At 62.1% G+C, this 19,550-nt stretch carries 16 protein-coding genes and 1 tRNA gene; 7 read left to right on the top strand and 10 right to left on the bottom strand.

Annotated elements, in window-relative coordinates:
- Window positions 1-2: 2 nt before the first annotated feature.
- The 5 genes from ABIT12_RS11440 to alr all read right to left on the bottom strand — a co-directional run bounded on the left by ABIT12_RS11440 (window position 3) and on the right by alr (window position 7,623).
- Window positions 3-1,121 (bottom strand): electron transfer flavoprotein subunit alpha/FixB family protein, encoded by a 1,119-nt coding sequence (locus ABIT12_RS11440; protein WP_348045637.1) that lies wholly within the window; start codon window positions 1,119-1,121, stop codon window positions 3-5.
- On the bottom strand, window positions 1,118-3,013 hold the full coding sequence (locus tag ABIT12_RS11445; RefSeq protein WP_348045639.1) for a (Fe-S)-binding protein: 1,896 nt from the start codon (window positions 3,011-3,013) through the stop codon (window positions 1,118-1,120). Before ABIT12_RS11445 ends, ABIT12_RS11440 begins: the two co-directional genes overlap by 4 nt.
- A gap of 2 nt (window positions 3,014-3,015) precedes the next feature.
- On the bottom strand, window positions 3,016-5,082 hold the full coding sequence (locus ABIT12_RS11450) for an NADH:flavin oxidoreductase (protein WP_348045641.1): 2,067 nt from the start codon (window positions 5,080-5,082) through the stop codon (window positions 3,016-3,018).
- A gap of 188 nt (window positions 5,083-5,270) precedes the next feature.
- On the bottom strand, window positions 5,271-6,521 hold the full coding sequence (locus tag ABIT12_RS11455; protein WP_348045643.1) for a D-amino acid dehydrogenase: 1,251 nt from the start codon (window positions 6,519-6,521) through the stop codon (window positions 5,271-5,273).
- A 4-nt stretch (window positions 6,522-6,525) separates the two neighbouring features.
- The gene (gene alr / locus ABIT12_RS11460) at window positions 6,526-7,623 is read right to left on the bottom strand and encodes an alanine racemase (protein WP_348045645.1); all 1,098 of its coding nucleotides are present in this window, start codon (window positions 7,621-7,623) and stop codon (window positions 6,526-6,528) included.
- A gap of 135 nt (window positions 7,624-7,758) precedes the next feature.
- On the opposite strand from alr, the gene ABIT12_RS11465 reads away from it, so the two are divergent.
- The 3 genes from ABIT12_RS11465 to ABIT12_RS11475 all read left to right on the top strand — a co-directional run bounded on the left by ABIT12_RS11465 (window position 7,759) and on the right by ABIT12_RS11475 (window position 9,403).
- On the top strand, window positions 7,759-8,211 hold the full coding sequence (locus tag ABIT12_RS11465) for an Lrp/AsnC family transcriptional regulator (RefSeq protein ID WP_348045647.1): 453 nt from the start codon (window positions 7,759-7,761) through the stop codon (window positions 8,209-8,211).
- Window positions 8,212-8,272: 61 nt separating this feature from the next.
- Window positions 8,273-8,349 (top strand) — tRNA-Pro (locus ABIT12_RS11470).
- A gap of 58 nt (window positions 8,350-8,407) precedes the next feature.
- Window positions 8,408-9,403, top strand: a complete 996-nt coding sequence (locus tag ABIT12_RS11475) for a phosphotransferase (protein WP_348045649.1) — start codon at window positions 8,408-8,410, stop codon at window positions 9,401-9,403.
- Here ABIT12_RS11475 and ABIT12_RS11480 read toward each other — a convergent pair.
- The 4 genes from ABIT12_RS11480 to ABIT12_RS11495 form a co-directional block, all read right to left on the bottom strand.
- Window positions 9,374-10,669 (bottom strand): O-antigen ligase family protein, encoded by a 1,296-nt coding sequence (locus tag ABIT12_RS11480; protein ID WP_348045651.1) that lies wholly within the window; start codon window positions 10,667-10,669, stop codon window positions 9,374-9,376. The two genes, ABIT12_RS11475 and ABIT12_RS11480, sit on opposite strands and share 30 nt — an antisense overlap.
- Entirely contained in the window at window positions 10,659-12,182 is a 1,524-nt protein-coding gene (locus tag ABIT12_RS11485) for an undecaprenyl-phosphate glucose phosphotransferase (RefSeq protein ID WP_348045652.1), read from the bottom strand. Before ABIT12_RS11485 ends, ABIT12_RS11480 begins: the two co-directional genes overlap by 11 nt.
- 78 nt (window positions 12,183-12,260) lie before the next feature.
- Window positions 12,261-13,352 (bottom strand): glycosyltransferase family 4 protein, encoded by a 1,092-nt coding sequence (locus ABIT12_RS11490; protein ID WP_348045654.1) that lies wholly within the window; start codon window positions 13,350-13,352, stop codon window positions 12,261-12,263.
- A 38-nt stretch (window positions 13,353-13,390) separates the two neighbouring features.
- On the bottom strand, window positions 13,391-13,882 hold the full coding sequence (locus ABIT12_RS11495) for a polysaccharide biosynthesis/export family protein (RefSeq protein WP_348045656.1): 492 nt from the start codon (window positions 13,880-13,882) through the stop codon (window positions 13,391-13,393).
- A 213-nt stretch (window positions 13,883-14,095) separates the two neighbouring features.
- Between ABIT12_RS11495 and ABIT12_RS11500 the strand changes: the two genes are divergently transcribed.
- Together ABIT12_RS11500 and ABIT12_RS11505 are read left to right on the top strand one after the other, a co-directional pair.
- A complete protein-coding gene (locus ABIT12_RS11500) occupies window positions 14,096-16,387 on the top strand; it encodes an exopolysaccharide transport family protein (RefSeq protein WP_348045658.1) in 2,292 nt (763 codons plus the stop codon).
- On the top strand, window positions 16,374-17,447 hold the full coding sequence (locus tag ABIT12_RS11505) for a polysaccharide deacetylase family protein (RefSeq protein ID WP_348045660.1): 1,074 nt from the start codon (window positions 16,374-16,376) through the stop codon (window positions 17,445-17,447). Before ABIT12_RS11500 ends, ABIT12_RS11505 begins: the two co-directional genes overlap by 14 nt.
- A gap of 137 nt (window positions 17,448-17,584) precedes the next feature.
- On the opposite strand, the gene ABIT12_RS11510 is transcribed toward ABIT12_RS11505, so the two are convergent.
- The gene (locus ABIT12_RS11510) at window positions 17,585-17,842 is read right to left on the bottom strand and encodes a DUF2842 domain-containing protein (RefSeq protein WP_348045662.1); all 258 of its coding nucleotides are present in this window, start codon (window positions 17,840-17,842) and stop codon (window positions 17,585-17,587) included.
- A gap of 32 nt (window positions 17,843-17,874) precedes the next feature.
- Here ABIT12_RS11510 and ABIT12_RS11515 point away from each other — a divergent pair, with 32 nt between their 5' ends.
- Both ABIT12_RS11515 and rplM read left to right on the top strand, forming a co-directional pair.
- Window positions 17,875-18,957: a COX15/CtaA family protein gene (locus tag ABIT12_RS11515; protein ID WP_348045664.1), complete on the top strand. Its 1,083-nt coding sequence runs from the start codon at window positions 17,875-17,877 to the stop codon at window positions 18,955-18,957.
- A 143-nt stretch (window positions 18,958-19,100) separates the two neighbouring features.
- Window positions 19,101-19,550: 50S ribosomal protein L13 (gene rplM / locus ABIT12_RS11520; protein WP_348045666.1), on the top strand; the 450-nt coding region annotated here is incomplete at its 3' end.

Raw genomic sequence — 19,550 nt, forward strand, 5'->3', positions numbered from 1 at the left:
AGCTAGGCCTCCTGATCGGCAGCGGTGAAATTGCGGCCGCGCGTGGCGTGCAGCAATTGCTCCATGATCTGCTGGGCATCGTCGACGATGGTCAGATCGGCGCGCTTGGCGATCGGGGCGCTGGCATCGGTATTGATGGCGATGACGTGACGGCAGGCGCGAATGCCCTGCAGGTGCTGGACGGCGCCGGAAATGCCGATGGCCAGATAGACATTGGCGGTGACGGTCTTGCCGGTGGCGCCGATCTGCTTGTCGCGGGCGAACTTGCCATCATCGACGGCCACCCGGCTGGCGCCGACTGCCGCGCCGAAGGCATCGGCGACGGCCTGCAGGGTCGGCACGTCAGTGACTCCATTGCCGGCGGAGACGATGAAATCGGCTTCTTCCAGCGCCAGTTTGGCCGTGTCGATGGCGGGGGTGCCGAGATGGGCATAGGCGCTGGCTGGAGTTTCGGCCGCTGCATAGTCGAGCGTCTCTCCGACGCCGCGGAACGCCAGTGCGGTGTCCGTGGTTTCCGGATCGAGCAGCAGGATGCGCGGCAAGGTTCGACGGGCAAGCGTGGCGCCGCCCTGCCAATGTGTAGCCAGCGCGTCGGCTTTCAGTTCGACCACATGAGCGGCTGCGTCCGCGCCAAGCCTTGCGGCCAGGCGGCGGCCGAGATCACCATCGCCGATGGCGTTGTCGGGGAGCAGGATATGGAGCGGATTGAGTTTGCCGATGATGTCAGTGGCGATGGCCAGTTCCAGATCGGGATTGAACAGGCCGCTTTCGCAGTCCGGCGCGACGAAGATACTGTCGGCGCCCAGAGTTGTCAGATCATCAGTGAGACTGCCGAGCACGAGCACGGCGACCGCCGCATCGGCGCGGGCCAGCAGTGCGGCGGCAGCGATGGCCTGCTGGGCCTGTGCGTCAAAGCCACCGCGATCGGTGTGGGCGATGACAAGGATGTGGTTTGTCGGCGCTTGAGTCAGACGCAGCGGTTTGGGTGCCGTTTCGTGGTGGGCGGCAAAATGCTGAAGCGTGCCCGCCGCGCCGATTTCGCCGAGGATGATGCGCTTGAGGCCCTGTGGCGTGACGTGGAACGGGCGGCGGGTATTGAGGCGTTTGGCTGGACTGGTCATGCGGTGACCTCCAGCGCGGCGGCGATGAGTTCGGCGACGTCGAGCACTTCGGGGCGGTCTCCGACGACGCCTTCGAGCATGGCGGTGCATTGTGGACAGGCAACAGCGACGATGCCGGCGCCGGTAGCGCGAGCATCTTCCATGCGGATATCAGGGATGCGCTGCTTGCCGGGAATGTCGGTGAGCGGCGCGCCGCCGCCCCCGCCGCAGCAGCGGCCGCGCAGACCGGAGCGCTCCATTTCGCGCACTTCGATGCCAATGGATTTGAGCAGGTCGCGGGGGGCATCGATCTCGCCATTGTAGCGACCGAGATAGCACGGGTCATGATAGGTGACCGGGCGCTGATCGAGCATCTGGGTCAGCTTGAGCTGGCCGGCATTGGCGAGTTGGGCAAGGAACGTGGTGTGGTGCAGCACTTTGTAATGGCCGCCCAGCGCCGGGTAGTCGTTTTTCAGGCTGTTGAGCACGTGCGGGTCGGCGGTGACGATGCGCTGAAACGAAAAGCCCGCCAGCAGGGCAATATTGCGCTGCGCCAGTGACTGGAAGGTGGCTTCGTCGCCGAGACGGCGAGCAGTGTCGCCGGTATCGAGTTCGAGGGCGCCGAGTACGGCGAAGTCCACCTTGGCGGCTTGGAGCGATTTGACCAGGGCGCGCAGGCTGCGCTGGTAGCGCATGTCGAAGGCGCCTTCGCCGGCGACCAGCAGCACGTCGAAGGCGACGCCGGGCCGGGCAACTGGCACGTCGAGATCGACGGCCCAATTGTAGCGCGAGGCCAGATCGTGGCCGCCAGCCGTGCTGGTTTCGCGCAGGTTGGCGAGGGTTTCCGGGGCGGTGCCGGGGAGATCGCCGGTGGTCAGCGTAACGTTGCGGCGCAGGTCGACGATGGCATCGACATGCTCGATCAGCATCGGGCATTCCTGCACGCAGGCGCGGCAGGTGGTGCAGGACCACAGGGTTTCGGGTTCGATCAGGAATGGCACGATGGGCTGATCCGGCGCGCCGGCATGGGTGCCGATTTCAAGACCGGGGGACGGGCTGCCGAAATAGGCGGCGTCGCTGCCGCCGGCGAGGCCAACCACCATGTCCTGGATGAGCTTTTTAGGGTTGAGCGGCTGGCCGGCGGCGGCGGCAGGACAGGCGGCTTCACACTTGCCGCATTGCACGCAGGCATCGAACGACAGCAGTTGATTCCAGCGGAAATCCGAGGGTTTTTCGACGCCGAAATCACCGGCGTCGAGATCGAGCGGACGCAGGCCGACCGAGCGCTCGGTGAAGCGCTGTTTGCGCGGATGAAAGCCCAGATGCAGCAGCCCGGCCACCGCGTGTTTCATCGGTCCGCCGGTGCTGATTCCCAAGGCCAGTTCGGCGAAGCCGGCGATGAGCAGCAGCAGCGCTGCTGCGGCCAGTGTGGAGGTCAGCAGTGTTGCCGCGATGGTGCTGGTAGTGATGGCCATGAGTAACACGGCGCCAAGGGCGAATGCCGCCAAAGTATAGGGCAGCCGGGTCCACGGTCCACGTGACAGGCGGGTGGGCGGATCGATGCGGCGCCGCCAGACACGAATGGCACCACCGAACATGACCGCACTCGCCAAGATGATCAGCCAGTCCAGCCAAACACTGTAGAGGGCAAAACCGTAGTTGAGCCCGATGAGAGCCAATGCGCCAACGGCGCCGCCAGCGACTGCGACGTGGGTTATCGATATGTACGGGTCTCGCGCCACGACATGGTGCACGTCCACCAGATATCGCTTGGGGATGGACAGCAGCCCGGCCCAGTCGACGGGGGCGTCACGACCATTGCGCCATAGCGCCATGCGGCGGAACAGGCCGACGGCCAGGGTGAGGACCGCAAGCCAGAATATGCAGGTGATAGCGATCTGGACCCAGAGCACGCTCAAAAATCCTTGCAGAGGCGGAGCGCATCGTAGATGGCGCCGTGGATATTGTGCTGCGAGATGCAATCGCCGACGCGATAGAGCAGGAATTTATCGCCTGACAGGTCTTCGGACAGGCCGGGCTGCGGCTGGCTGGCGAACAGGGTGGCGATATCGGTCTGGCCGTAATTGACCGACTTTTCCTTGAGGTCCCAATAGAGGCCGTCATTGGGGAGAATGCCGTTTTCGACCACGACCTGATCGACGGCGCGTTCTTCCAGCGCCTCGGTATATTCGTTGCGGATCACGGCGATCAGCTTGTCGCCTTCGCGATAGACCCGGTCGAGCCAGTAGTTTGGCGTCATCACCACGTCCATGGCGTAGAGGCGCCGATAAAAGATCGGGAAAGTGGTGCCGCCAACGTCGTCGGCCACCTTGACGTCGGGGGTGACGATTTCAACCTGGCTGCCGCGGGTGGCGAGGAAATCGGCGGTGCCGGAGCCGGTATGGGCGCTCATCACGTCATAGACCAAAACGTTTTTGGCCGGAGCGACCTTGCCGGAGAGGATGTCCCACGAACTGACCGACAGGCCATCATCGGCGCCCCAGCCGGCCACCTGGCCCATGTTGGAATTGCCGCCGGTGGCCAGCACGACGATATCGGGCTGTTCGGCCAGGATCATCTCGGAGGTGGCTTGCGTGCCCATGCGGCGATCGACGCCGAGGCGTCTGGTTTCCATATCGAACCAGCGGACGATGCCGGCCATCTGTTCGCGCTGCGGCGCCTTGGCGGCGAGATTGATCTGGCCACCGACGGCGTCGCTTTTTTCAAACAGCACCACATCGTGTCCGCGCGAGCGGGCGACGCGGGCGGCTTCGAGGCCACCGGGACCACCGCCGACCACGACGACCTTGCGCTTTGGGCCGGTCGACTTGGTGACGATGTGCGGCATGGTGGCTTCGCGCGACGTCGCGGCGTTCTGCACGCAGAGCACGTCGAGACCGTTATATTGCCGATCGATGCAATAATTGGCGCCAACGCATTGTTTTATCTCGTCTTCGCGGCCATCGCGGATTTTTTCGACCATGTGCGGATCGGCGATCTGGGCCCGGGTCATGCCCACCAGATCGACCATGCCGGCGGCCAGGATGCGCTCGGCCTGCCCGGCATCGCGGATCGACTGGGCGTGCATGACCGGCAGATCCACGACCGATTTGATGCCAGCGGCGAGATGAACGAAGGGCTCAGGCGGCAGCGCCATAGGTGGCATGCAATTGGCCAGCGTGTTGTGGGTATCGGCACCGGAGCCAATGACGCTGAGATAGTCGATCAGCCTGGTTTCGCCCATTGCGTGGGCGATTTCCTTGAGGGTTTCGTGATCGAGGCCGTCCTCGTGAAACTCGTCGCCGCACATGCGCAGGCCGACGACGAAATCCTTGCCGACGGCCTCGCGGACCGAGGTCAGTACCTCGATGCCGAAGCGCATGCGGTTGGCAAGCGAGCCGCCCCATTCGTCGGAGCGGAAATTGGAGCGCGGGCTCCAGAACTGGTCAATCAGGTGCTGATGGGCGGCGGAGATTTCGATGCCATCAAGGCCGGCATCCTGCACACGTTTTGCAGCGACACCGAAGTCCTTGATGATGCGTTTGATTTCCTGGATTTCGATGATCTTGGCATTGCCGCGATGGACCGGCTCACGGATGCCTGACGGCGTCATCAGGTGCGGCCAGTTTTCGCCGTGGAAGGCATTGCGGCGGCCCATATGGGTGGCCTGGATCATGATCTTGGTGCCATGCTTGTGCATGGTTTCGGCCAAGCGGGCCAAGGGATCGATGACGCGATCGGTGGAGAGATTGACCGATTTCCACCAGCCTTGCGGGCTATCGACCGAGACCGGGCTGGAGCCGCCACAGATGGCAAGGCCGAGGCCGCCTTTGGCCTTTTCTTCGTAGTAACGAATATAGCGATCCCCCGGCAGGCCGCCGGCTTCGGCATAGACTTCCGCATGCGCGGTGGAGACCACGCGGTTGCGCAGCGTGAGCTTGTTGATCGTCAGCGGCGACATCAGGTGCGGATAGGAAGCCATTATGCGGCCTTAGGGACAGAGTTATCGCATATAGATTGCAGCGCCATCCGGCCCATGCATCGGACGGCACCTCCCCCTTGATGGGGGAGGCCAGGAGGGGGTGTGAGAGCTCCGATATCGGGGCCAAACCACCCCCACCCTTGATCCCTCCCCGCAAGGGGGAGGGTGTCGACTGGGCCGCAAGCGCTCTAATACCGTGACACACCCAGATCCGACGTATCGATATCTGGCGTCTTGCCACCAACCAGATCGGCGATCACCCGGGCCGAGCCGCACGACATGGTCCAACCCAGCGTGCCATGGCCGCTATTGATGAACAGGTTTGCCAATTTGCTGGCCCCAATGATTGGCGTGCTGTCCGGCGTCATCGGGCGCATACCGGTCCAATAGCTGGCTGCCACGGTATCGCCCGCGCCCGGGAATAGCTCATTGACGCAATAGGCCAGCGTTTCGCGCCGGCGTGGCGGCAGGTCGGAATTGTAACCTGACAGCTCGGCCATGCCGCCAACGCGGATGCGGTCGCCAAGGCGGGTGATGGCAATCTTGTAGGTTTCGTCCAGCACGGTGGAAACCGGCGCGGTCGCTTCATTGATCAGCGGCGCAGTGATCGAGTAGCCCTTGATCGGATAAATCGGCAGATCGATGCCGATGGTGCGCGCCAGCTTGGGCGAAAAACTGCCCATGGCCATGATATAGGCGTCGCCACTCATCGGCCCGGCGCTGGTCTGTAGGCTCGAAACCTTGCCTCCGTTGGTTTCAATGCCGCTGATCGTCGTGCCGAAATGAAATTTCACGCCCAGCTCGATCGCCATGGCCGCGAGCTTGGTGGTGAAGACGTGGCAATCGCCGGTTTCGTCGCCGGGCAGGCGCAGCCCGCCGGCAATATCGGCGCTGGAGGCACCAAGCCCCGGCTCGGCGGCGATGCAGCCGGCCCGGTCCAGCTCTTCATACGCTACGCCATATTGCTTGAGCACCTCGATGTCCTTGTAGGCGCCATCAACCTGCTTCTGCGTGCGAAACAGTTGCACAGTGCCCTGCATGCGCTCGTCGTAGGTGATGCCGGTATCGGCCCGCAACTGCTTGAGCACATCGCGGCTATATTCGGCCACGCGCACCATGCGGGCCTTGTTGGTGGCGTAGCGGCCTGCCGTGCAATTGGTCAGCATCTGCAGCACCCAACGCACCATATAGGGGTCGACCATGGCTTTCACGATCAGGGGCGGATGTTTCATCATCAGCCATTTGACCGCCTTTTGCGGAATGCCGGGCGCCGCCCAGGGCGAGGCATAGCCAGGCGATACCTCGCCGGCATTGGCAAAGCTGGTTTCCAGCGCCACGCCGGGTTGGCGCTCGATTACCTCGACCTCGTGCCCTGCCTTGGCCAGATAATAGGCCGAGGTCACCCCGATCACGCCGCCGCCCAGAATGATGACTTTCATGGCTCTACTCTTTCGCTGCTCTATAGGTGCGGGCATAGCGGCGGCCCAGCCGGGTGAGAATTTCGTAGCCGATAGTGCCGGACAGGCGGCCCACATCATCGGCGGTTTGATGTGGCCCGATCAGTTCGACCGCAACGCCCTCGGCAATCTGCTCGGGCGGAACTGCGCTGATGTCTGCCATGAAGCTGTCCATCGACACGCGCCCAACAATCGGCAGGCGATAATCGCCAAACCACACCGCGCCGCCATTGGACAGATGGCGCGGCCAGCCATCGCCATAGCCCACCGCAATGGTGGCGATCCGCATCGGTCGGTCGGCCTCGAAGGTATAGCCGTAGCCAATATGAGTGCCAGGAGCGACGGTGCGAATCTGCGCGATCTGCGCCGTAAGCTGCACTGTTGGAACAATACCCTCGACTCGCGGACCAGCCTCGATCCCGTAAAGAGCCGCACCGGGACGGCAGAGATCGAACCGGTAATCCGCGCCAAGGAACGTGCCAGCCGAATTGGCCAGCGACGCGGGCAGGGTGGGGAAACGCCCTTTGGCCGCCCGGAATGCTTCAAGCTGCGCAGCATTGCCCCGATGCTCCGGCTCATCCGCATTGGCCAGGTGGCTCATCAGCAGCACCAGATTGAGCCGCGCCAGGTCGCCGGCAAGATCGACCTGCTCGGTCACTGAAAGCCCGAAGCGCGACATGCCGGTATCGACCTGCAGTGCCGCCGGGGCGCCATTGCCATGCTCGCTCCAGGCTTTGACCTGAGAGACCGAACTCAGGACGGGCAGCAGCGTGGCGGAAAGGCACAGCGCTTCGCCGCCAGGCGGAAGGCCGTTGAGCACAAAAATCCTGGGGGCAGGGCCTAGTGCGCTTCGCAGGTCGAGTCCCTCGGAAAGTGCCGCAACGAAAAACGTCTGGCATCCGGCTGCGAGCAGGGCTGCGCCGACTGTCGTCGCTCCCAGTCCATAACCGTCCGCTTTGACCACCGCAGAACATTCCGTCGGCGCAGCGCGGTGTGCCAGCGTGCGATAGTTGCTCACGATAGCCTCGAGATCGATGGTCAGAACCGCCGAAGCCGGTTGCATCGTCAGGGTCTGCCGCTCCACTCAAGCCTCCCAAGAATGACTGTTTCAGTCATCCTAATGGTGGTTTCGTCGAATTTCTCGCGTTTCAGCCGTTCAAAGTTGCAATCTGGCGTGTCTTGCAGTGAATATCGCCGTCCATTGCAAGGAAATGCGAAAATGGTAGACAAGATCGATCGCGCTATCCTGTCGCTGCTGCGCGCCGATGGGCGGATGAGCAATGCCAGGCTGGCCGAAGCTGTAGGGCTTTCACCATCGGCTTGCCTGCGGCGGCTGCATCTGCTGGAGGCGAGCGGGGTCATTCGCGGATATACCGCGATCATCGAAGACGGTGCTGCGACCCAGTCCACTGTCGTCATCGTGCAGATTACCCTCGATCATCAAACCGACGAGCACATGAAGCGATTTGAGGCGGCGGCACGAAAATGCGTCGAGATTCGCGAATGTTACCTGATGGCCGGATTGACCGACTATCTGCTGCGCGTCGAAGCTCAGAGTATCGCCGACTATGAGCGCATACACTCTGAAATCCTGTCAAAGCTGCCCAGCGTCACACGCATCCAGTCCAACTTTGCCATCCGCAACGTTATTCGCAATTTCAGCAAAAGCTAGCAGCCTGCCGCTCGATTTGGGGTTGCCTCAAAACCTCGGCTTCTCTATGTCTCCGCGCAGTCGGGGCGTAGCGCAGCCTGGTAGCGCATTTGTCTGGGGGACAAAGGGTCGCAGGTTCAAATCCTGTCGCTCCGACCAAATTCCCTCCCAAGAGTTCGAGTTGCCCGGCAGCCCAAGGCTGGCCGCAGGATTGGTTATGGCCGAACACAGTCATTGCCTCGACGAGAACGCTGTTCTGGAGGCGCTCAGCGCCTGGCCGGAAACCGACTGCATGGCCATTCGGCTGCTCAACCATTCCGAGAACCACACCTTTTTGCTGACCGCCGCAGACGGCCCGCGATTCACCTTGCGGGTACACCGGCCGGGCTACCAGTCCGCGGCGTCGATCAACAGTGAACTGGCCTGGCTGGCCGCCTTGGGCGCCAGCACGGATTTGCCACTGGCGCGGCCGGTCGCCGGGCGCGATGGGCAATTGCTGCAAACCATCAACCTGGGCGAGCAGGCTCCGCGTTTCGCCGTGCTCTTCGAGTTTATTGCCGGCACCGAACCGACACTGGCCGATGATCTGGAGCCGATCTTTGAGCGCCTCGGTGAGTTCGCCGCAACCATGCACCGACACGCCGCGATGTGGCAGCCGCCACAGGGGTTCGAGCGACAGCTCTGGAGTGCCGGGAAAATTCTGGATGCGGATGGCCTGTGGGGCGACTGGCGGATTGCGCCGGGCGTCGATGAGTCGGCGCGACGGGTGTTAAACAGGCTCGACACAGTCCTTCGCACGGAGTTGGACGAGTACGACAGTGGGCCGGAACGGTTCGGATTGATCCACGCCGATATGCGGCTGGGCAATCTGCTGGTCGATGGCGCGGCGATCTCGCTGATCGATTTTGACGACTGCGGGTTCTGCTGGTTTGCCTATGATTTTGCCGCCGCCATCTCGTTCCACGAAACCGATGCATCGGCGCCGATGCTGAAGGCTGCGTGGCTGCGCGGCTATCTGCCGGTTCGGCCCCTCGCGGCGGCGGATATTGCTGCTATGGACACCATGGTTCTGCTGCGGCGCATGGCGCTGCTGGCCTGGATCGGTTCGCACGCCGAAACCGCTTTGGCCCAAACCCATATGTCCGGCTTTGCCGAGGGCACCGTGCGGCTGGCACGGGCCTTTCTAGATGACCGCGGCGTTGCGATAGAGTGACGTGCGCTTACTGTTGCGAATGGCGGCGGAAACGCCCCAGATCAGCCCGGCCAGCAGATAATAGTGCCGCCAGTGGTCGATATCGATGATGGCGGCCTCACCCGCCAGCATGGCAAAAGTCGAAATCAGCGGGATCATCAACGGCCGGAACGGAGACGGGCGGGTCAGCGATGAAAACCCCTTCCACAGCGTCAGTGCGGCGAACATGTAATACATGGCGCCGCCGCCCCAGCCATAGACGTGGATGGTGCTGACATAGGTGTCGTGCGGCTCTTCGATGATGCGCATATTGTGAAATTCGCCGGGGCCGATGCCCCACGGATGATCCAGCGCCAGATCGAACGCATAGCCTTGCCGGCCAAACCGCCCGGTTTCGCCGCTGTCATACTCCTGCGAAGCGGCGCGGGTTTCAAACAGCTTGCCAACCGCCGGAATGCTCAGCAACCCGCCCATGGCAATCGCCAGTCCCGCGATGCCAACCAGCGACAGGATCATGATCCGCACCTTGTCATGCGCCAGCGCTTCCAGCCAGAACACCAGCACCAGCACCATGACCGAGGTGAACGCCAGATGTCCCCACGCGGCGCGTGAAAAGCTGGCAAACACGCCCACGAACAGGATCAGGTAAACCACTGCCGCCCAGAACGAGCGCCTGCCGCGCGCCAGCAGTATCCGCTGCAGTGCAAAGGCCGCCGGCAGGATCAGGAATGGGCCATAAACGTTGGGGTCTTCGAACAGCGCCTTGGCGCGGCCATAGCGCAGGAACAGATCCTCACCGCCCGGGATCACGCCGAGATAGGCACCGGCGCCGATCAGCGCGGTAATAACGGCAATCGCGGTATAGGCATTGATGATCAGCCGCACGCGGACAATGGTCTCCTCGGCCACATAATTGGCAAGGAAATAGGCGGTGGTGAACAGGAACGCCGTAATGATGGTGAAAATCAGCGAGTCGCTGATACTGGAAAACGTCACCTGGAACGCCGCGATCAGTGCAAACGGCAGGAAGCCCACCAGCAACGCCAGAATCCCCAGCGACGAACGGTACAGCCCGATGCCGGCAAACAACGCCACCGGCAGCACCAGCACGAACGCAAATTCATAAGGCGACGGCTGCACGATAACCAGCCCGCCGCAAAACACCCAGAAGGCCACCAGCCCATCGAGCATCCGCCGCGCCCGCTCGCGCATGAACGCCAGGCCGAGCGCTTTTTGCCCGGCATCGAAACGCGGGCCGTCTGCAGTGCCGACGGTGCTAATAGGCATTCTCGTTCTTGCTGACCAGCGAGTAGGGCGTGAGCAGGACGATGTAGAGATCGAGCAGGATCGACCAGTGCTCGATATAATAGAGGTCGTGGTTCACCCGCTGCATGATCTTGTCGATGGTGTCGGTTTCGCCACGCCAGCCGTTGACCTGCGCCCAGCCGGTCATGCCGGGTTTGACGCGATGGCGGGCAAAATAGCCCTCCACGGCTTCGTAATAGAGCTGGTTGTCGGCCTTGGCCTGCAGTGCATGCGGTCGTGGGCCGACGATGGACAGCTGGCCCTTGAGCACGTTGAACAGCTGCGGCAGCTCATCGATCGAGGTCTTGCGGATGAACTTGCCGACGCGGGTAACGCGCGGATCGTCCTTGGTCACCAGCCTGGAGGCGGTGGCGTCGAGCATATCGGTGCGCATCGAGCGGAATTTGTAGATCTTGATCAGCTCATTGTTGAAGCCGTGCCGGTTCTGCATGAAGAACACCGGCCCACGGCTTTCGAGCTTGATCGCAATGGCGGTGGCCAGCATCACCGGGGAGAACACGATCAGCGCGGTGATGGCGACCAGCTTGTCGAACACCCACTTGAAAATCAGGTTCCAGTCCGAAATCGGCCGGTCGGCCATGTCGAACACGGCCAGGTCGCCAACATAGGAATAGGCCTTGTTGGTGAACTTGAGCTTGCTCATATGGGCCGAGAGGCGGATATCCACCGGCAGCACCCAGAGCTGGGTCAGCATTTCCAGCACGCGCTTTTCCGCCGATAGCGGCATCGACACGATCACCAGATCAACCGGGGTGCGACGGGCAAATTCCACCAGATCGGCAACGGTGCCCAGCTTCGGGCAACCGGCGACCAGCTCTGGCGATCGATCATCGATGCGATCGTCGAACAGGCCGAACAGGCGAATGTCGTTATCGGCGCCCTTGCGGATCTGTTCGATCAGCACTTCCGCATCCTTGCCGCCGCCGACGATGACGGTACGGCGCTTCAGGCGCCCGGCGCGGGTCCAGCGCATCACGAAGGCGCGCAGGATCATCCGATAGGTGACGAGCAAAACCGAGCCGCCGAGGAACCAGCTGATCAGCCAGACGCGGGAGACCAGATCGGACGCCTTGAACATGAAGGCGCCGACCGAGAGCAGCACCATGATGATCGCCCAGCCCATGATCACACGGCTGATCTGGTTGAACATGGTGCGATACGCGGCGATGCGGTGGGTGCGGGCGGCATTGAACAGCACGTTGGCCAGCAGCACCGATGCCGCGATCACGGCGATGTAAAAGCCGCGCTGTTCGCTGATCACATAGACTTCAAAGATCGCGTAGCCGAGCACGCTCAGCAGCAGGGCTTCGATGACCTGCGCCACGCCAACGATGACCGCGCCGGAATAGGTCGCTTCGATCGGCGCCGCGATGATCGCCTCGGCTGCCTTGGACAGAACGCGGGTAGCGCCTCCGCTGGCGGCGCGCTTGGATGCATGCTCCATCACTGCTTGCTTGGGGTCGACACGGTACATTTGACGCTACCACGCAGGAATTTCTTCGCTGCATCATCCACTCAAGGAATGAAAACTCGGTGAAATTTGTGGGTCAGCTTATGGGAGCAACCCGTAATACAGCGCCTCGATGCTGCCCGCCATCCGCGCCACCGAAAACTCGGCGCTGACATGGGCGAGCCGCATCTGCATCTCGGTTCTGGCCACCGCAGGGTCGTCCAGAAACCGTTGCATGGCGGCGCGCAAAGCCACTGCATTATTGGGGGGCACCAGGCTCGACGCCGTGGGTCCGAAGATTTCGCCGATGCCGCCAACCTGGGTGGAGATCACCGGCAGGTTCGCCGCCGCGGCTTCCAGCACCACATAAGGCAGGGATTCCGCCAGCGAGGGCACCACTGCGCACCGCCCGCGGGCGAACATGGCGCGGGCCGGCTGGGCGCCGGGCATGGTGATGCGATCCGTCAGGCCGTGCGCAGCGATAGCGGCAACCAGTACGTCACGCTCGGTCCCGTCGCCGGCCAGCATCAGCGTTGCCGGAGTGCCGTCCGGCCTGATGGCGCCATCCAGCGCTTCAACCAGCGTGAAAATGCCCTTGAGGCTCCGCAACTCACCAACGAAGACAAAATCCGCAGCATCTGCATCGGGCGGTACCGGGATGAATTCGTCCGGCATCAAACCGTTGTGAATGATGGCGCTTTTGCAGGTCGGCTCGCCGATGACGGCGGCATAGGTTTTGCGGGCATAAGCGCTCTCGAAAATGATCGCGCCGGTCTGGCGCATCAGCGCGCGTTCCAGAAAATGGAAAATCCGGCCGGTTGGCGAGGAGGGTGGGTAATGCAGCACGCCGCCGTGGGGCGTATAGAGCGCCACCGCCTTGCCGCCACCGAGCCGCGCCAGCCGGGCATAAAACCCGCCCTTGGCGCCGTGCCCGTGCAGAACGTCAATGTCGAGCTGACGCGCCAGTTTGCGCACGGCGAGCGGCGCGGAAAAATCGCCCGCCCCCAGCACGCGTGGCATCGGAAACCTGTGAATGCCCAGTTGAGCATGCGGCAGCAGCGCGGTCAGCCTGGCTTCGGTCTGGCTGTCATTGGCAATGCTGTCGACCACCAGGCCAACCGCATGCCCTTCGGCCGCCAGCGCGCGCGACAGATCGGCGACGTGGCGGAACAGGCCTCCGACCGGCGCCCGCATGACCTGGAGAATGCGCAGCTTGCGGGGCGCGGAGATTTTCAGAACCAGCGTTCGCCGATGACGACGGTGTCGCCCGGATAGATCGGATAATCCAGATCGACATTGCCCTTGGCCATCTGGCTGCCCTGGCGCCGATAGACGGTGGCACGGTTGCGGTCGGCGGTGTCGCTGAAGCCGCCGGCCGTGCTGATCGCCGAGCGGATGGTCATTCCATAGACATAGGTGAACTGCCCGGCATTCTTGACTTCGCCCTGGATGAAGAACGGACGGTATTCGGCGATTTCAACAGCAACGTCAGGATTGCGCATATAGCCGTTGGCCAGTGCTGCGGCGATGCGTGCGGCAGCAACCTGCGTGGTCTGGCCGCGCACCGGCACTGGTCCAACCAGCGGGAACGCAATCGAGCCGCTGTCATCGACGCGGTAATTGGTGGTGAGTTCAGCATCGCCGTAAACCGTGACGCGAACTGCGTCGCCGGTATCGAGCTGGTATGGTCCTTTGACATCAACGAGATAGGTGGCTGGGCGCATGCCCGCGCAGGCTGACAAAGGCAGCAGCAAAGCAATGAAAACAATATGCAGCCAACGCATCGGGAATCTCGCCGAGTTCAATGGCGTCACTCTCGGCTCTCTATGGTTAAAAATGTCCTTAGAGCCGCTAAGTGTGATTGCGATCTGCAACAGCTTTAACGGATTGCTTACTACGCTCCCTCGATAAGTGATGGCAACACGACGAGGTAGATGATGACCATTGAGTCTCAGGCGGCGCGAGACGCCAGAATTGACACTGCGGCAATTGCGGCCGCGGTTTGGTCGCGCATGCCTCGTATTCTCATGGTTTTGCTGGTTATTCTGGCGGCGACTTTCGTCGTCTTGAGCTTTATGCCCAAGCTTTACGAAAGCTCTGCCAGCATCCTCGTGGAGCCGCGCAGCAACGTCTATATTCGCTCGCCCAACGAGTCGGCTCCCCAGCTCACCGGCGGCGAAGCCGGCGTGGTCTCCAGTCAGATCGAGTTGCTGAAGTCGCGCGATACCCTGCTCAAAGTCGTCAACTCCGAAAAGCTCGCCGATATTCCAGAATTTAACGGTGCCAGCGGCGGCTTTTCCCCGCTCGGCATGATCTTCCAGCTGATTGGGCGCAAGGGCACACCAGTCAGCCCGGAGGAAATCGCGCTGGGAAATCTCTATGATCGGATGACGGTGATCCAGGAACGCGACTCGCGCATCATCACCGTGCTGGTGCGTTCGACCGATCCGCAACTCGCTGCCCGTCTGGCCAATGCTGTCGCCAAGGCGCACGTCGCCCGCCGCGCCGAGCTGTCGCTGTCGGATACCGCCGAGGCATCCGGCTGGCTCAAGGATGAAATCGACAAGCTGCGCACCTCGGTGACGCAGGCCGAAAATGCCGTCGCCAATTTCAAGGTCGATAACGACCTTTATACCGCCTCCAACAATTCGACCCTGCTCGATCAGCAGCTTTCGTCGCTGGCCACCCAGATGAGCGCGGCGCAGGAGCGCAAGAATACCGCGCTGTCGCGCGCGACGCTCATTCGTGGCCTGATCGATCGCGGTCAGCCGCTGGAAGGCGTTCCAGATGTCCGCGACAGCGTGGTCATTCAGCAGTTGAGCCAGGAAAAGGCCAAGCTGCAGGGTGAGCGGGCCCAGAAGGCCGCAACACTGTTGGGTAGCCATCCAGTCATTCGGGCACTCGATGCCCAGATCGCCGAACTGGTCAAGCAGATCGGCGTCGAGGGCGGCCGTGTCGCCGACGCGCTGGAAGCCGAAGCCCAGATCGAAGATGGCATCGAGACCAAGATGCGCGCCGATCTGGATAGTATGAAGGGCTCCGCCTCTGCCGCGACCAAGGAAACCGTGACGTTGGATAGCTTGCAGCGCGAGGCCAAGGCCCAGCGCGACCTGCTCGAAGGCTATCTGCAGCGCTACAGCGAAGCCTCGTCGCGGACTGACGCGCAATCGGCGCTGCCAGACGTTCGGGTGGTGACGCTGGCCGCCCCCTCGGTGCAGCCTGCATCGCCCAAGACGCCGCTTATTCTGTTGGCCGTCGGCATTGTCACCCTGATCGGCCAGATCGGCCTGGTGATCTTCGGCGAACTGATGTCGGGCCGCGCCATCGTGCGGCGGAACTACGAGCCGCTGATGGATCGCAGCATTGACGCTGAACCGCATTTCGAAGCCGAGGCGGAACTTGCCGCCGGGCATGTGGAGGCGTTCGAGGACGAGGACGAAGCCGAACAGGAATCTGCCGAACCATTCCATGTCGAAGCCGTCGCTGCAGTTGCCGCAGAACCTGAAGCTGGGCCGGCATCGGAAAACAGCGAGACAGTACGGCGCCGGTCTCCACAGGCCGCCGCCTCCCGTTCTGCCTACGCTGCCGCGGCCTCCGAGATCGCTCCGGCCCGAACCACTAATCCACGTGCCGCCGCACCCTTTGTGGCCCCAGCGCCGATGCAGAGCACGAAACCCCGCGTGAAGCCGCTCAATTACGCCGCGCTGTCATCTGACCTGGTGCTGGGCCGCACCCGTATCGTGCTGCTGGCCGGGAATCTGTCCCACAAGGATTGCGCCACTTTGGCAATGGTTCTGGCGGCCGATGCGCTGGATCGCGGGCTGAGCGTCGCCCTCGTTGACGCCGGCAGCGGTCGTCCGTCGATCGAGCCGGGCATTGCGGATCTGAGCGTCGAAAAAGCCAGCTTTGGCGACGTGGTTCACAAGTCCGCCGAAGAGGGATTTGCCGAAATTCCGTGGGGCCATGCCAAGGCTATCGACCGCCGCTCCGCCAAACCATTGACGCTGATCGAAGCGCTCAGCGACATTTATGAGGTGGTGATCCTGATGACTGGCCGGATCGGCATGACCTCCACCCTGCCATTGTTCGCCGAACTGTCCGGCCGGCTGGTGTTGGTGGCGGGCGAAAACTATGACCCCGAGCAGATCGAGGATGCACGCGAACAGTTGGCTGAAGCCGGGTATGGCGAGGCCGACGTGGTGCTGACCCCGCGCCGTGCTGCCGCCTGATCCGGGCCGGATCATGGGGGCGCTCAAATATGCTGTGATCGGCGCCATGTTCGAGGCGCTGTGGCTGTCTCGTCTGCCCGGGCTGGTGCGGCAATTGTCGCAATCGCGCGGGGTGATCTTCACGCTGCACCGGGTGCTTCCCGATCTGCCGGCGGACTTTTCGCCCAATGCGATTTTGCAGATCCGCCCGGATTTTTTAGAATTCGTCATCGAGCGTGTGCGAGCGCTCGACGTTGATATCGTTTCACTCGATGAAGCCATTGCGCGCTTGCAGGCACCACAGAAGGGCAGGGCCTTCGTCGTCTTCACTTTCGACGACGCCTATCGTGACAACCTGAAATACGCGCTGCCGATCCTGCGCAGGCAGGAATGTCCGTTCACGCTCTATGTTCCCACCAAGCTGGTCGATGGCGTCGGCGAGGTCTGGTGGCAAGCGCTGGAAGACATCATCGCCCGGCAGCAGGGTGTGGCTATCGCCGGCGACGGCGAGTCGGAAATCTTTGACTGCGCCACGCTGGGCGAAAAGCAGGCCGCTTACGCGGCGCTGTACTGGCGCATGCGCAAGATGCCGGAGCCGGATCGCGTCAAGTTGATCCGCGATCTCGCTCGCGACTATGGGCTCGATCTTGATCAACATTGCCGCAGCTTGATCATGGATTGGCAGGAATTACGCACCTTCGCCCATGACCCGCTCTGCACCATCGGCGCTCACACCGTGCATCACTATGAACTGGCCAAACTGCCGATCGACCAGGCGCGGGCGGAAGTCGTGCAGTCAGTCGACATCCTGCAATCGCAGTTCGGCAGGGCGCCCCGGCATCTGTCCTACCCGGTGGGCGGACCGCTTTCGGCTGGCCAGCGGGAGTTTGATCTGGCGCGGGAGATTGGCCTGAAGTCGGCGGTCACCACGCGCCCCGGCGGGCTTTATCCCAGGCATGCCAAGACCTTGCAGGCGCTGCCGCGCGTATCGCTCAATGGATTGTTCCAGCAGCAGCGTTATGTCGACGTGTTCGCCACCGGCGCGCTGTTCACCTGGCTGGGCAAGGTCGGCGCGGGCTAATTCTTTGTATTCTTAACCCCCTTGAGGAATCTGGGTGAGGGGTTGTTGCCGCATACGCTGAGTAAGCAAGAGACCCCTCATCCGCCCCTTTGGGGCACCTTCTCCCTCAAGGGGAGAAGGAAGAGAGGTATCTGACCTCAAGCCACGTTCGGCTTGGCCATCCAGCGGATGATCACCATAGCCGGATACAGCCAGCCCATGCCCGCGACGCAGAAATATGGAATGTGGACCCACCACGGCAGCCCTTGCAGCAGGCTGAGATAGACCCAGGTGCCCAGGCCGAGCCAGAGCGCAATCGAGACCAGGATCAAAACGGTGCCGATCAGCTTGCGGTTGGATTGGCTCATCGGTGCGTCATCGCGGCTATTGCGGGGGAACAGCAGCGGGATTACCACTCCGCACCATTCTCCGATACCGGGATAATGCCGTGACCATCGCCCAAGATGCCGCAGTCAGCAAAATCAGTTTTCCCGCCGACCGGTTGCGGCCCGTGCGCATCTGGCTTTACCTCATGGCGGCCTTTATCCTGCTTATGGTGGTTGTCGGGGGTATCACTCGGCTAACGGAATCGGGTCTTTCGATAACCGAATGGAAGCCGATTTCGGGCACCATTCCACCGTTGACCGACGCGCAATGGCAGGCCGAATTCGACGCCTACAAGGCCATTCCGCAATATCAGGTGCTCAACCAGTGGATGACCCTCAACGACTTCAAAGGCATATTCTTCTGGGAATTCCTGCACAGGTTGCTGGGGCGCCTGCTGGGCTTTGTGTTCCTGGTCCCGTTCATCGTGTTCCTGTTTCAGAAACGCCTGTCTCGCCAATTGGCTATGCCATTGTTCGGACTGTTCATTCTCGGCGGATTTCAGGGTCTTTTGGGCTGGTGGATGGTGTCGTCCGGGCTGACGCAACTGACCTCGGTTTCCCAATATCGGCTGGCGGCGCACCTGTGCGCGGCGTGCCTTTTGTTCATGGCTTTGATGTTCGTGCCGCGCTGGCTGGAGTCGGGCGTGGTGCCGGGCAAAGCCCGCAGTCGGGACTTCTGGAGCGCCATCGTGTTGCTGGTGCTGGTGTTTTTGCAGATCGGGGCAGGAGCGTTCGTGGCCGGGCTCGATGCGGGCATGAGTTACAACACCTGGCCGCTGATGGATGGAGCGCTGATCCCCAATGGTCTGGCAGTGCTTGATCCATTCTGGCGCAATCTGTTCGAAAACGCCCTGACCGTCCAATTTATCCACCGCTGCATTGCCTATGTTATCGTCCTCTATCTGGCGCTGCTGATCTGGCGACAGAGCAGGGCAGGTGGCTTTGCTGGAGTGCAGGGCTGGCTGCCGCGCCTTGGGTTGCTGGTGCTGGTCCAGGCGGCGCTGGGCATTGCCACGCTGCTCAACGCCGTGCCACTGGCCCTGGCTGTGGGGCATCAGGCCATGGCATTCATGCTGGCCGGCACGGTGACGCTTTATATCGCCGATCTGGTCCGGAATCGGGCGTTAAATCGCGTGGTATTATAATACCGCAATTATAAGCCATTGAAATATATGGACTTTATAATAGTGCTTGACGGATTTTGCCGGTCCCTCTAAATGGCCCGCGAAACTGGCTGTTCTCCCTATGGGGGAGGGCGGCAAGACACTGAAATCTAAGGAATTCCAACATGAGCACTTACTCGGCCAAACCGAGCGAGATCGACAAGAAGTGGATCCTGATCGACGCAGAGGGCCTCGTTGTCGGCCGCCTCGCCTCGGTCATCGCTTCGCGTCTGCGCGGCAAGCACCTGCCGACCTTCACCCCGCATATGGACATGGGCGACAACATCGTTGTCATCAATGCCGACAAGGTGAAGCTGACCGGCCGTAAGCTGGACCAGCACAAGTTCTATTGGCACACCGGTTTCCCCGGCGGCATCAAGGACCGTACCGCTCGTGAACTGCTGGAAGGCCGTTTCCCTGAGCGCGTTCTCGAAAACGCTGTTCGCCGCATGATGCCGGGTGGTCCGCTGACCCGTGCGCAGCTCAAGAACTTCCGCGTCTATTCGGGCGCCGAGCATCCCCATGAAGCGCAGAACCCAGCCGTGCTGGACGTTGCTGCGATGAATCCCAAGAAT

Origin of the sequence: Devosia sp., assembly GCF_039927955.1 — a bacterium.
Classification (GTDB): domain Bacteria; phylum Pseudomonadota; class Alphaproteobacteria; order Rhizobiales; family Devosiaceae; genus Devosia.

Bases quoted from the DNA above. Each gene is read 5' to 3' on its own strand.
- ABIT12_RS11450 (WP_348045641.1), bottom strand. From the start codon at position 5,082: ATGGCTTCCTATCCGCACCTGATGTCGCCGCTGACGATCAACAAGCTC.
- ABIT12_RS11465 (WP_348045647.1), top strand. From the start codon at position 7,759: ATGGTAGACAAGATCGATCGCGCTATCCTGTCGCTGCTGCGCGCCGAT.
- ABIT12_RS11480 (WP_348045651.1), bottom strand. From the start codon at position 10,669: ATGCCTATTAGCACCGTCGGCACTGCAGACGGCCCGCGTTTCGATGCC.
- ABIT12_RS11475 (WP_348045649.1), top strand. From the start codon at position 8,408: ATGGCCGAACACAGTCATTGCCTCGACGAGAACGCTGTTCTGGAGGCG.
- ABIT12_RS11455 (WP_348045643.1), bottom strand. From the start codon at position 6,521: ATGAAAGTCATCATTCTGGGCGGCGGCGTGATCGGGGTGACCTCGGCC.
- ABIT12_RS11500 (WP_348045658.1), top strand. From the start codon at position 14,096: ATGACCATTGAGTCTCAGGCGGCGCGAGACGCCAGAATTGACACTGCG.
- ABIT12_RS11485 (WP_348045652.1), bottom strand. From the start codon at position 12,182: ATGTACCGTGTCGACCCCAAGCAAGCAGTGATGGAGCATGCATCCAAG.
- ABIT12_RS11490 (WP_348045654.1), bottom strand. From the start codon at position 13,352: ATGCGGGCGCCGGTCGGAGGCCTGTTCCGCCACGTCGCCGATCTGTCG.
- ABIT12_RS11495 (WP_348045656.1), bottom strand. From the start codon at position 13,882: ATGCGCCCAGCCACCTATCTCGTTGATGTCAAAGGACCATACCAGCTC.
- ABIT12_RS11440 (WP_348045637.1), bottom strand. From the start codon at position 1,121: ATGACCAGTCCAGCCAAACGCCTCAATACCCGCCGCCCGTTCCACGTC.